The 12,757-nt window shown below is 36.4% G+C and carries 10 protein-coding genes; 6 read left to right on the top strand and 4 right to left on the bottom strand.

Features of this window, described 5'->3' with window-relative positions; all coding sequences use genetic code 11:
• Window positions 1-19 precede the first annotated feature (19 nt).
• The 6 genes from gdhA (at window position 20) to DET49_RS01465 (ending at window position 9,278) form a co-directional block, all read left to right on the top strand.
• On the top strand, window positions 20-1,363 hold the full coding sequence (gdhA, locus tag DET49_RS01440) for an NADP-specific glutamate dehydrogenase (protein WP_133546380.1): 1,344 nt from the start codon (window positions 20-22) through the stop codon (window positions 1,361-1,363).
• Between the two features lie 82 nt (window positions 1,364-1,445).
• Entirely contained in the window at window positions 1,446-2,165 is a 720-nt protein-coding gene (recO, locus tag DET49_RS01445) for a DNA repair protein RecO (RefSeq protein WP_133546381.1), read from the top strand.
• Window positions 2,166-4,571 carry a TonB-dependent receptor gene (locus tag DET49_RS01450; protein ID WP_133546382.1) on the top strand — a complete coding sequence of 802 codons (2,406 nt, stop codon included), beginning with the start codon at window positions 2,166-2,168 and terminating at the stop codon, window positions 4,569-4,571. It abuts the gene before it with no gap.
• Between the two features lie 145 nt (window positions 4,572-4,716).
• The gene (gene ileS / locus DET49_RS01455) at window positions 4,717-8,115 is read left to right on the top strand and encodes an isoleucine--tRNA ligase (protein WP_133546383.1); all 3,399 of its coding nucleotides are present in this window, start codon (window positions 4,717-4,719) and stop codon (window positions 8,113-8,115) included.
• A 4-nt stretch (window positions 8,116-8,119) separates the two neighbouring features.
• Window positions 8,120-8,503 (top strand): TraR/DksA family transcriptional regulator, encoded by a 384-nt coding sequence (locus DET49_RS01460; protein ID WP_133546384.1) that lies wholly within the window; start codon window positions 8,120-8,122, stop codon window positions 8,501-8,503.
• A 148-nt stretch (window positions 8,504-8,651) separates the two neighbouring features.
• The gene (locus tag DET49_RS01465; RefSeq protein WP_133546385.1) at window positions 8,652-9,278 is read left to right on the top strand and encodes a lipoprotein signal peptidase; all 627 of its coding nucleotides are present in this window, start codon (window positions 8,652-8,654) and stop codon (window positions 9,276-9,278) included.
• Here the strand turns inward: DET49_RS01465 and DET49_RS01470 are convergent.
• From DET49_RS01470 to DET49_RS01485, 4 genes are read right to left on the bottom strand one after another with little or no spacing between them, the layout of a single operon-like run.
• Window positions 9,275-9,697: a response regulator gene (locus DET49_RS01470; protein ID WP_133546386.1), complete on the bottom strand. Its 423-nt coding sequence runs from the start codon at window positions 9,695-9,697 to the stop codon at window positions 9,275-9,277. The genes DET49_RS01465 and DET49_RS01470 overlap by 4 nt on opposite strands.
• Window positions 9,698-9,715: 18 nt before the next feature.
• Window positions 9,716-11,164, bottom strand: a complete 1,449-nt coding sequence (locus tag DET49_RS01475; RefSeq protein WP_133546387.1) for a PAS domain-containing protein — start codon at window positions 11,162-11,164, stop codon at window positions 9,716-9,718.
• A 49-nt stretch (window positions 11,165-11,213) separates the two neighbouring features.
• Window positions 11,214-11,783 (bottom strand): 5-formyltetrahydrofolate cyclo-ligase, encoded by a 570-nt coding sequence (locus tag DET49_RS01480; RefSeq protein ID WP_133546388.1) that lies wholly within the window; start codon window positions 11,781-11,783, stop codon window positions 11,214-11,216.
• Window positions 11,776-12,756: a succinylglutamate desuccinylase/aspartoacylase family protein gene (locus DET49_RS01485; RefSeq protein WP_133546389.1), complete on the bottom strand. Its 981-nt coding sequence runs from the start codon at window positions 12,754-12,756 to the stop codon at window positions 11,776-11,778. Before DET49_RS01485 ends, DET49_RS01480 begins: the two co-directional genes overlap by 8 nt.
• Window position 12,757: the final 1 nt, after the last annotated feature.

Raw genomic sequence — 12,757 nt, forward strand, 5'->3', positions numbered from 1 at the left:
ATTTGTAGTATAACATAATATGGAACAAAATATACAAGCTTTCTTGGATAAAGTATCACAACGAAATCAAAACGAACCAGAATTCATGCAGGCAGTGCACGAAGTAGCTGAGACTATTATTCCTTTTATAGAGAAGAATAAAAAGTATCAGAACATGCAATTGCTGGAGCGCATGGTAGAACCGGAACGAGTAATTATGTTTAGGGTTTCCTGGTTGGATGACCAGGGAAATATTCAGGTAAATCGAGGATTTAGAATACAAATGAATTCCGCAATTGGACCCTATAAAGGGGGATTGCGTTTCCATCCCTCTGTAAATCTAAGCATTCTTAAATTCCTTGCTTTTGAGCAGGTATTTAAAAATAGCCTTACAACCTTGCCTATGGGCGGAGGAAAAGGTGGATCAGATTTTGATCCAAAAGGAAAATCTGATAATGAGGTAATGCGTTTTTGTCAAAGTTTTATGAATGAACTTTACCGTCATATTGGTGCAGATACCGATATTCCTGCTGGAGATATTGGAGTTGGAGGCCGTGAGGTTGGTTATTTATTTGGGCAATATAAAAGATTGCAAAATGAATTTACTGGAATTTTAACTGGCAAAGGACTTTCTTATGGCGGTTCCCTTGTTCGACCTGAAGCAACAGGCTACGGAAACGTATATTTTGCACAAAACATGCTAAGAACAAAAGATGAATCTTTTGAAGGAAAAACGGTTGTTATTTCAGGATCTGGTAATGTAGCTCAATACGCTGCCGAGAAAGCACTGGAATTTGGAGCAAAGATCTTAACGTTAAGTGATTCCGGTGGGTATATTTATGATAAAGCAGGGATTGATGAGGAAAAGCTTCGATTTGTTATGGATCTTAAAAATGTGAAGCGTGGAAGAATAAAGGAATATGTTGAAAAATATCCTACAGCTGAATATTATGAAGGTAAAACACCTTGGGGAGTGGAATGTGATGTTGCTCTGCCTTGTGCAACTCAAAACGAACTTTTAGAAGTTGATGCTAAAAAATTGGTGAAAAATGGTTGTATTTGTGTTGGAGAGGGCGCCAATATGCCATGTACACCAGATGCGGTTGAGGTTTTTAAAGAAGCAAAAATTCTATTTTCTCCCGGTAAAGCCTCTAACGCTGGAGGAGTTGCAACTTCCGGTTTGGAAATGAGTCAAAACTCTATGAGATATAACTGGACGTCTCAGGAAGTAGATAAAAAACTTCATGCGATTATGAACGATATCCATGATCGATGTGTTGAATTTGGAAAGGAAGAAGATGGTTATATAGACTACGTGAAAGGTGCAAATATTGCAGGTTTTGTTAAAGTTGCCGATGCAATGCTTGCCCAGGGAGTAGTTTAATTCTTACTTCTTATTAATTTAAATTGAGGTCGCTTTTTTAGCGACCTTTTTTAATTACCTTCGAAAGACGAAACCTTTAGAAATGCTTGTTACCACTCCAGCAATTGTAATTAGCGCGTTGAAATACGGCGAAGCTGATTTGATCGTAAAAGCGTATACTTATAGCGATGGTTTAAAGACATATATGCTTAAGGGCGTGCTAAAATCTAAAAAAGGAAAATTTAAAGCTTCCCATTTTCAGCTGCTTACACAATTAGAGATCGTAGCAAACCATCGCAATCAGGGTAGAATGGAATATCTAAAAGATATTAAAGTATTGTATTCTTACACCAGTTTGCATACCAATATAAAAAAAAGCTCAATACTGATATTCATTGCCGAAGTTTTAAAAAACGCAATTCGGGAAGAGGAGGCGAATCCACAGCTGTTTAATTATCTTGAATCCTCACTTATATGGCTGGATTTACACGACAAATTTGCTAATTTTCATCTACTTGTATTGTTGAATTTAACTCGATATCTTGGCTTTTATCCAGATGTGACTGCTAAAGAACATACTTATTTTAATCTTTTGGACGGTGTTTTTGAAATGAAAAGTATCAATAAATACTGCATTGAGGGACGAAATGTTGAGATTTTACGCCAATTCTTAGGCACAAATTTTGATGCTTTAAACGAGCTTAAACTTAATCAACATGGTAGATCGAACTTCTTAGATATGATGCTTTTATATTATGAGCTACATATTGAAGGGTTCAAAAAGCCAAACTCACTTGCCATACTCAACGAAATTTTTAGCTAAATGCGAAATCTAACAGGAGTAATTCTCCTTTTTTTTGTGGTTAATAATATCTTTAGTCAGGAGATCCAGGTTTTAGATGATGAAAGTCAAAAACCTCTTGCTAGTGTGGCATTGTATAATACTAATAAGTCTAAAAGCACGCTTACAAATTTTGATGGGATAGCTGATATATCGGCATTTGAGAACGATGAGGTGATACATTTCAATCACATTAATTACAGCGATAAAAGTTTAAATAAATCCCAGATTTTACAGAACAATAATATAGTCTTTCTAAGAAGTGATGGGAATGAGCTAGATCAGGTGATACTTTCCGTAGCTAAATTTGAGATGAATAAGGATGAAATTCCGCAGAGGATTGTTAGTTTTTCAGCCCGTGATATCATAATGTCAAGTCCGCAAACTTCTGCTGATCTTTTAGAAAATAGTGGTCAGGTTTTTGTTCAGAAAAGTCAGTTAGGGGGTGGAAGTCCTATGATTCGGGGTTTCTCCACCAACCGACTTTTAATTACAGTTGACGGTGTAAGAATGAATACTGCTATTTTTAGAAGTGGAAATCTTCAGAATATAATTTCTATAGATCCTTTGGCAGTAGAAAGCACTGAAGTAATCCTTGGACCGGGTTCCGTTGTTTATGGAAGCGATGCCATTGGCGGGGTAATGAATTTCTATACTTTAAAACCAAGATTTTCTTTTGGCCAAAAAACTTCTTTCTCCGGAAATGCATATTCCCGATATTCTTCTGCTAATAGCGAAAAAACCATACATACAGATATTAATATTGGGCGGGAGAATTGGGCATTTGTGAGCAGCGTAACTTATTCGGATTTTGGGGATTTAAAAATGGGTTCATACGGTCCCCAGGAATACTTGCGAAATGAATATGTTTTAAATAGAAATGGCGAAGATATTGTGGTTGCAAATAAAAACCCTAGAGTACAAAAACCCACCGGTTATGAGCAAATTAATTTATTACAAAAGATGAAGTTCATGCCACATCATGATTGGGATCTTAATTTGAGTTTGCTCTATTCTACAACTTCCAATTTTCCTAGATTCGACAGGTTGTCCCAGAAAAAAGACGGTTCGCTTCGTTCAGCTGAATGGTATTATGGACCTCAAAAATGGTTTATGGGGAGTTTTAAAATCAATAAAAAGGGTCACGGCCCAGTATATGATAAAGCCCAGATGACCGTAGCTTACCAGTTTTTTGAAGAAAGTCGTCATAACCGTGATTTAGGGGAAGTCTTAATGTTTAATAACAAAGAGAATGTGGATGCCTATTCGATTAATTTTGATTTTGAAAAATCTTTCGAAAAAAGCCGTTTGTTTTATGGAACTGAATATGTTTTTAATAAAGTAAACTCCATTGGGCATGTGCAAAATATTTTAACTGGAGAAGAAAATTTCTCAGCTTCAAGATACCCTGATAATTCATCCTGGCAATCAATTGCCGCGTATTCAACTTATCAATGGAAGATCAGAAAAAACCTTTCCTTTCAATCGGGTCTTCGATATAATCATATTTTAGTGGATGCTGAATTTGATAATTATTTATACGATCTTCCATTCCAGGAGGTAAATCTAAATACCGGGGCTTTAACCGGAAGTATCGGAATTAACTGGCAGCAAAACCGTTTTATCGGTTGGCGATTAAATCTATCAACAGCGTTTCGCGCACCAAATATAGATGATATTGGGAAAATTTTTGATTCTGAACCTGGTGCTGTAGTAGTGCCAAATCCAGATCTAAAACCGGAATATGCCTATAGTAGTGAGCTTGGTTTCGACTGGAGACCGGCAGAGAATATCAATCTTATAGCTACCGCTTTTTACACTTATCTTGATGATGCTATGGTGCGCAGGGATTTCAATTTAAATGGAGAAACCTTTATAGACTATCAGGGAGAATCCAGTCGGGTTCAAGCGATTCAAAATACAGCAGAAGCACAAGTTTATGGTTTTGAGGGGGGAATTGAAATCGATCTTTCGGTGGCTTTAAGACTGAGTACCCAAATAAGCATTATCGAAGGAGTAGAAGAACAGGAAGATGGTTCTAGAGCGCCCTTACGTCATGCTGCTCCTTTATTTGGTAACATGCATTTGACCTGGCATAAAAAAAGATTAAAACTTGATCTGTTTACGGAATATAACGGGCAGTTCGATTATGAAGATCTTGCGCCTTCAGAACAAGGAAAGGCCTATCTTTATGCAATAGACGTCAATGGAAATCCGTACTCACCTTCCTGGTATACCATTAATTTCACTGGGCAATATGAGCTAACAGAAAATTTGTTGGCAACCTTTTCTTTAGAAAATATTACCGACCAGCGTTACAGGACTTATTCATCTGGACTTGCTGCTGCAGGAAGAAATTTAATTTTTGCACTAAGGTATAGTTTTTAATCACTTTTCTTAATTCTAAAGGGTTTTGAAAACCTTTCTGTTTTTATTCAATATCAAATTCATTTAGACTAGCTTTTTCCGTTTTTCTAACCTGCTTTTTTCTTAAAATTGATTATTTTCGCACATCATTGGAAAAATCGATAAAATGAGCAATAAGTTCCCTGAATATAAAGGACTTGACTTACCGAAAATAGCTGAAGAGATATTAAGTTATTGGAAGGAGAATGATATTTTTGAAAAAAGCATTTCTACCCGGAAAGACAAGGAACAGTTTGTTTTTTTTGAAGGTCCACCTTCTGCAAACGGACTTCCGGGAATTCACCACGTGATGGCGCGGGCTATTAAAGATATTTTTTGTCGTTATAAAACCCAAAAAGGATTTCAGGTAAAACGAAAAGCTGGTTGGGATACTCATGGGTTACCTGTTGAATTAGGAGTTGAAAAGGAACTGGGTATTACAAAAGAAGATATTGGGACAAAAATTTCTATTGAAAAATATAATGAAGCCTGTAAAAATGCAGTGATGCGTTATACCGATGTGTGGAACGACCTTACCGAAAAAATAGGCTATTGGGTAGATATGGAAGATCCATATATTACCTATAAATCTAAATATATGGAAACTGTTTGGTGGCTGCTTTCCGAAATTTATAAAAAAGGCCTTATTTATAAAGGTTACACCATTCAACCATATTCACCAAAGGCTGGCACAGGATTAAGTTCCCACGAACTTAACCAGCCGGGAACTTATCAGGATGTTACCGATACTACGGTGACAGCGATGTTTAAAATTACTGATGCTTCCGCATCTTTAACAAAGGATCTCGAAGGCACTTTTTTAATCGCCTGGACAACCACACCCTGGACTTTACCTTCTAATACAGCTCTAACAGTTGGACGAAAAATTGAATATGTTTCGGTTCAAACTTATAATCAATACACATTTGAACCGATTACAATTCTGGTTGCTAAGGTTCTGGCTAAAAAGCAATTTAGCAAAAAGTTTACAGAAGTTGATACTGAAGAAAACTTAAAAGCTTACAAAAAAGGCGATAAAAAGATTCCTTTTTTAATCGGGGAAACTATTTTAGGAAAGGACCTTGTGGGGATAAAATATGAGCAGTTATTGCCATATGCATTACCTGCTGAAAATCCTGAAAATGCATTTCGTGTAATATCAGGAGATTTTGTAACTACAGAAGACGGAACAGGAATAGTTCATACTTCACCAACTTTTGGGGCGGACGATGCGCTTGTAGCAAAACAGGCTTCACCTGAAATCCCCCCGCTATTGGTAAAAGATGAAAATGGAAATCTTGTACCATTGGTAGATCTTCAAGGTAAATTTAGACCTGAATTGGGTGAGTTTGCAGGGAAGTATGTCAAAAATGAATATTATGATGAGGGACAGGCGCCAGAGAAATCTGTGGATGTAGAACTTGCCATTAAACTTAAGGAGGAAAATCGTGCTTTTAAAGTTGAAAAATACCTCCATAGTTATCCCAATTGCTGGAGAACCGATAAACCTATTTTGTACTACCCACTGGATTCTTGGTTCATTAAAGTTACCGAATTCAAAGAACGTATGTACGAACTTAATAAAGGTATAAACTGGAAACCGAAATCGACTGGGGAAGGCCGGTTTGGAAACTGGTTGGCCAATGCTAATGACTGGAATTTGTCCAGAAGTCGTTATTGGGGGATTCCATTACCGATTTGGAGAACGGAAGATGGCAAGGAAGAAAGGCTAATTGGTTCTATTGCAGAATTAAAAGAGGAAATGGCAAAGGCGGTAAAAGCCGGGCTGATGAAAAAAGATATTTTTGAAGGTTTTGAACCCGGAAATATGAGTGAAGAGAATTACGATTTGGTAGATCTTCACAAAAATGTAGTAGATCAAATCACATTGGTTTCAGATTCTGGAAAACCTATGAAACGTGAAGCCGATCTTATAGATGTTTGGTTTGATTCTGGTTCTATGCCATATGCGCAATGGCATTATCCATTTGAAAATAAAGAGAATGTAGAAGCAGGAGACAGGCAAGCTGATTTTATTGCCGAAGGAGTGGATCAAACTCGAGGTTGGTTTTATACCCTACACGCAATTGCTACAATGATTTTTGATGATGTAGCTTATAAAAATGTAGTTTCCAATGGCCTAGTTTTAGATAAAAACGGACAAAAAATGTCTAAACGTCTTGGGAACGCTGTAGATCCATTTGAGACTTTGGCCATTTACGGTCCGGATGCAACGCGGTGGTATATGATCTCAAACGCAAACCCCTGGGATAACCTAAAATTTGATATTGAAGGGATAGCTGAGGTCCGGCGTAAATTTTTTGGGACACTCTACAATACCTATTCTTTCTTCACTTTGTATGCGAATATTGATCATTTTACTTATGAGGAAAAAGATGTGGCTTTGGAAGAAAGACCTGAAATAGATCGGTGGATACTTTCAGAATTACATTCACTTATTAAGAGAGTGGATAAATTTTATGCTGATTATGAGCCTACCAAAGCAACTAGAGCCATTTCAGAATTTGTACAAGAAAATCTTAGTAACTGGTTTGTACGCTTAAGCCGAAGAAGATTCTGGAAAGGTGACTACCAACAGGATAAGATTTCTGCCTATCAAACCCTTTATACGTGTTTGGTTGAAGTTGCAAAACTGGGTGCTCCCGTAGCTCCATTTTTTATGGACAAGCTTTACAAAGACTTAAACAAGAGTACACATAAAGAGAACTTTGAGTCAGTACATTTGGCTGAATTTTCAAGGTTCGATGATAAATTTGTTGATAAATCTTTGGAGCGAAAAATGGAAAAAGCACAAACCATTTCTTCGCTGGTTTTATCGCTCAGAAAAAAGGAAATGATAAAAGTGCGTCAGCCATTGCAAAGAGTAATGATTCCGGTGCTTCACGACCAACAAAGGGAAGAAATTCGAGCGGTGGAAGACTTGATTAAATCTGAAGTGAACGTGAAAGAACTTCAGCTTATTGATGACGCTTCAGGATTACTGGTGAAGCAAATTAAACCAAATTTTAAGGTTCTTGGACCAAGATTTGGGAAGGATATGAAGTTGGTAGTCAATGAGATAAACAAGTTGACTCCCAAGGATATCAAAATGTTAGAGCGCGAAGGTAATATCGCTATTAACCTTAATGGAGAAATGATTAAATTAGCTGCAGAAGAAGTAGATATAACTTCACAGGATATCGAAGGCTGGTTGGTTGCAAGTAGTGGTAATATTACAGTAGCTTTAGACGTTAGTATTTCTGAAGAATTAAAAAAAGAAGGTATTGCGAGGGAATTGGTGAACAGGATCCAGAATATGAGAAAAGATTCTGGTTTTGAAGTTACTGATGCAATTGAAGTGACCCTACAAAGAGATGGTATTGTCGAGGATGCCGTTAACCAAAATATAACCTATATCAAGAATGAAACATTAACTGCAAGTCTCGAATTTGCGGAGGTGGTAACTGAAGGAGCCGAAGTGGCTTTTGACGATATTACTACTAGAATGTTTATTAAAAAACATTAGAATTATGGCAACTGAATTAAAAGAGCGTTATAGTGATGCCGAATTGGCTGAGTTTAAAGCCCTAATAAAGGGGAAAATCGAAAAAGCACAGGAACAATTGGCTATTTATCAAAATGCTTATAAAAATGACGGAAACAATGGTACTGATGATACCTCTCCTACATTTAAAGCTTTTGAAGAAGGTAGTGAGACTATGAGTAAGGAAGCGAATTCTCAACTGGCAATTAGACAGGAAAAATTTATTCGGGATCTTAAAAATGCCTTAACGCGAATTGAAAATAAAACTTATGGAATATGCCGTGTAACCGGGAAACTGATTGCAAAAGAGCGTTTAAAGTTGGTGCCGCATGCTACATTGAGTATCGAAGCAAAAAATATGCAGAAATAGAATTTTTCTGAATTTTATAAATAAAGCGTCCCGTGGCTATGCTTTGGGGCGTTTTTGTTTTAATTAAAAATGCTTTAGAAGGTGATTTTATCCAGTTTAAAATTAATAATATTACTATTTTAGCATCGTTTTAAATTCCACAGAGTTCATGTCCTTAAAAAAAGCGGGTATTATTATCATTTTGGTACTATTAGTAGACCAAATTTCAAAATTTTATATCAAGACAAATTTTGCGCTGGGCGAAGAAGTTCCGGTTTTTGACTGGTTTAGGATTTTATTTGTAGAAAATGAAGGAATGGCCTGGGGGACTAAAATCCCAGGGGAATACGGAAAGCTGTTTCTAACACTTTTTAGGTTGGTGGCTATTGTTGGAATAGGTTACTGGCTATGGGACTCGGTTAAAAAAAATGGTTCTAGAATTTTAATAACGGCAATAGCTCTAATTTTCGCTGGCGCTTTTGGGAATATAATTGACTCTGTTTTTTATGGAATAATCTTTAATGATAGTTATGGTCAGGTTGCTGAATTTATGCCGGCGCAAGGTGGCTACGGCACCTTATTTCATGGCAAGGTGGTAGATATGCTTTACTTCCCATTGTGGCAGGGAAATTTACCCCACTGGATTCCCTTGTGGGGAGGAAATTATTTCACATTCTTCGAACCTGTATTTAATATAGCAGATACCGCCATTAGTGCGGGTGTGATTTTACTTCTGCTGTTCAATAAGCGCGCCTTCCCTAAAGAAGAAGATGGCACTAAAAATGAAAATAACTAAGCTGCAGCATGTCCGTTGCGGTCAAAAATCTTTTCGAATTTTTTCAATTCTATAGGTTTGATTAAATAATCTGTTACCAGGTTAAAAGATTTTGCTCGTTCCAGATCTCTTGGATCTATCGAGGAGCTCACAACATATAGCGTGATTTTCTTTTCAAAGTTATTTTTTATTTTAATAAATTCATTAAGAAACTCCCAGCCATCCATTATCGGCATATTGATATCTAAAAAAATAATATCGGGAAGTTTTTCTTCGGTAGCGTTTTCCAGGATCAGTTTAAAATGATCCAAGGCCTCCATCCCGTTCTTAAAAATGAGAAGATTTTCTGAAAGTTTCTTGATCTCAATAATCTTCTTAACCAGGTTTACGTATATTTTGTCATCGTCAATAATACACGCCAATTCTACTTTTTGCCCCATGAGAATTAATTTAGTTTTTTAAAATTTAATCTTAAATGTAGTACCTACATCTACAGTGCTGGTTACCGAGATTGAACCACCAAGTGTTTCTACCTGGTTTTTGGTAATAAATAGTCCAATTCCACGTGAATCCAGGTTCTCATGAAAGGTTTTGTACATCCCAAACATCTTATCACCATATTGATCCAGGTCAATGCCTAAACCGTTGTCACTAACCTCCATAAATGGAGTGTCATTCTTAATGTAGGTCTGAATATAAATCACCGGTTTTCTTCCCGGATGTTTATATTTGATGGCATTTGTGATTAAATTTAGCAAAATACTTTCAAGATATTCAGGTATATAGCTAATTTCTTTTAAACCGTGAAATTCAGCTACGATTTTTGCATTTTCTCGATTTATTAAAGATGAAGTTGAAGCCATTACCCCACTTAAAGCTTTCTCGAAGGAAACTATGCGGCGTTCCTTTCTCAAAATAGTTTGTTTGTTTACAATTTCATTCAATTGATTTATAGCTAAATCCAGATTTTCAGAAATATCCGTTACATTGGGGATTAATTCTATTTTATCCGAATTGTTTTTTGCTTCTTTCAGCAATTCTACTATAAGGCAAAGATTACTACTGTGTGAGCGCAGATGATGCGAGACGATATGTGCGAAATTGAATAACCTGGAATTTTGGCTGGCAATGATATCTAATGAATTCTGTAGATTAAGTTCATTAACTTTTTGCTCGTTTATATCCTGAAAAACCCCGCGAATCCCTATTATATTTTGGTCCTCATTATATACGGGTTTACCAGTGGCACGGACCCAAAAATCTTTATTGTAAAGATTTCGCATTTTTAATTCTATTTTAAAAGGAATACCGTATTTCTCACATTTTTCAAAAGCTGAAATCACTACCGGGTGTTCCTCTGGGGCATAAAAACGAAAATGCTCTTGGTAAGGTGGTTGATAATCCTGGGGGCAATCAATTATTTTTTTGGTTACATTATCCCAGTATATATTCTGGTTTAGGATGTCAATGTACCAACCCCCGGTGTTAGTCATCTGAGCAGTCTCCTTATAATAAAAAAAGTTTTCTTCAATGGTGTACTGGTCACGTTTGCTTTGATGAATATTGACAAAAAGCAAAACAGCAGTTTCTTTGTTCTTTTCTTTATTCTTTAGGTTACGGCATTCAAACCATCGGTATTTTCCGTTACTGAGTTTTAGTTTTAGTTCTATGCTAAAAGCTTCGTTTTCTTCCGTAAGCTTATGAAAATAAAGTCTAAAATCATAACGATAATCCTGGTGTAAGATTTCCTTTAGAAAATACTCAAAATGAGATTCTGAAAAATTTGGTTTACCAACAAGGGTGTTAAAATGTTCCGACCAATTCACATCTTTGTTGAGAAGATTAATCTTCCAGTAGGCGATATCAAAATCTTCAAGAATGTTGTTTAATTGAAGGTCGTTTAGCATTAAAAAGTGAGAAAGTTTTTCTAAAAATAAAAGATTACTTCCTAATTCCCTAATTTTTAAAGCTATATATTTTATCTGGGGTAATGCAATAGTCTAAAGGAATATCACTACTAAATACTTCTTTAAATGCCGGTTCCGCATCAAAAAAGGAAAGTCCGATTTTTATTACTTTAGAATTGCATTCACTTAGAAAATTATCGTAGAAACCTTTGCCATATCCAATGCGATGGCCCTGGACATCAAATGCTAGAAGCGGTACAAATACGACATCTATTTGTTGTGGCGAAATTTGAATTCCACCTTCAGGCTCCGGTATATTCCAACGATTTATTCTGATTTTACTGTTGTCGGTAAGTAAGAAATGCTCTAATTTATGTTTTTTGATATTGGTTTTTGAAAGTACCACATTTTTATCTTTTCCTTGGAGAATATGAAGTATGTTGCTGGTGTCTACTTCTTTTTGTTTGGCTATGCTTAAAAAAAGATGATAAAATTCTTCTTCCCAAATTGGTAACAGCAGTAGTTGATTCGCAATTTCCAGGCTTAGTTCCTCTATTTTTTCTTGAGAGATTTCTAAGCGTAAAGCTTTGTATTTTTTTCTTAGTTCGGCTTTATTCATCTTTTGGTGGTGCTGAAATATGAAAGATCGCGTCGCCCTGGTAAACAATGGGAGATTCATTGATATTGATCACATAACCTGTGTTTATCGCCTTAACTTTATGTCTAAATTTTCCATACGGATCGGTTATAGTACCGATGTATTCCCCTTTTTCAACGTGTTTGCCGCAAGGAATTTTAATATGTAAGAGTCCACTGTATTTTGCGCGCATCCAGTTGGTATTTTCAATTACTACAGTTTCGGTTATCGCATCAGGGTATTCAAATTTTGGATTGAGCATTTCTAGAAAGCTTAAAATGCGCATTGCTCCTTCTACTCCGTGTTTGGCTATATCACGGTTGCTGTCCATAGATTTTCCACCTTCAAAAAGCAATACCGGAATACCTTTTTTAGCACAGGTTTCACGATATGATTTTGTAATTGTTTTAGAATGAATTGTGAAAGGTGCGCTGAAAATTCGGGCATACTTCAAACTTTGTTCATCGCCTCGTTTTACCCGGATTTGCGGTGCGTTAAACCTGCTTGCGCCGCCGGTATGAAAATCCAAACAGAAATTAGCCAAAGGAAGTATTTTCTTGACAAATTGAAATGCAAATCGACTGGCTAGGGAACCGTGTTTAGTACCGGGAAACATACGATTTAGATCTCGACCATCGGGAAATTCCCTGCGTAAATTGAGAAATCCGAAAATATTAACTACCGGAATACAAATTACTGTTCCTTTTTGAGGTTTATTAATTCCTTTGGAGATAATTTGGCGGACGATTTCTACTCCGTTAATTTCATCACCGTGAATGCCTGCAGTAATCAAAACTACCGGGCCGGGTTTTTTAGAGCGTTCAATAATTACAGGGACCTCTACTGAAGTTGTAGTGTAGAGTTTGGCCATATTGAAATTAATCGTGGCGCTTTTTCCCGGCTTTACTTTCTCGCCGAGGATTTCCAGAACATTGTCACTGGTTATTTTTGCCATG

The organism is Salegentibacter sp. 24 (assembly GCF_004362395.1).
Lineage (GTDB): Bacteria > Bacteroidota > Bacteroidia > Flavobacteriales > Flavobacteriaceae > Salegentibacter.

What these genes read in the sequence shown, in the direction of transcription:
- gdhA (WP_133546380.1), top strand. Translation starts at nt 20, where the DNA reads ATGGAACAAAATATACAAGCTTTCTTGGATAAAGTATCACAACGAAAT.
- recO (WP_133546381.1), top strand. Translation starts at nt 1,446, where the DNA reads ATGCTTGTTACCACTCCAGCAATTGTAATTAGCGCGTTGAAATACGGC.
- DET49_RS01450 (WP_133546382.1), top strand. Translation starts at nt 2,166, where the DNA reads ATGCGAAATCTAACAGGAGTAATTCTCCTTTTTTTTGTGGTTAATAAT.
- ileS (WP_133546383.1), top strand. Translation starts at nt 4,717, where the DNA reads ATGAGCAATAAGTTCCCTGAATATAAAGGACTTGACTTACCGAAAATA.
- DET49_RS01460 (WP_133546384.1), top strand. Translation starts at nt 8,120, where the DNA reads ATGGCAACTGAATTAAAAGAGCGTTATAGTGATGCCGAATTGGCTGAG.
- DET49_RS01465 (WP_133546385.1), top strand. Translation starts at nt 8,652, where the DNA reads ATGTCCTTAAAAAAAGCGGGTATTATTATCATTTTGGTACTATTAGTA.
- DET49_RS01470 (WP_133546386.1), bottom strand. Translation starts at nt 9,697, where the DNA reads ATGGGGCAAAAAGTAGAATTGGCGTGTATTATTGACGATGACAAAATA.
- DET49_RS01475 (WP_133546387.1), bottom strand. Translation starts at nt 11,164, where the DNA reads ATGCTAAACGACCTTCAATTAAACAACATTCTTGAAGATTTTGATATC.
- DET49_RS01480 (WP_133546388.1), bottom strand. Translation starts at nt 11,783, where the DNA reads ATGAATAAAGCCGAACTAAGAAAAAAATACAAAGCTTTACGCTTAGAA.
- DET49_RS01485 (WP_133546389.1), bottom strand. Translation starts at nt 12,756, where the DNA reads ATGGCAAAAATAACCAGTGACAATGTTCTGGAAATCCTCGGCGAGAAA.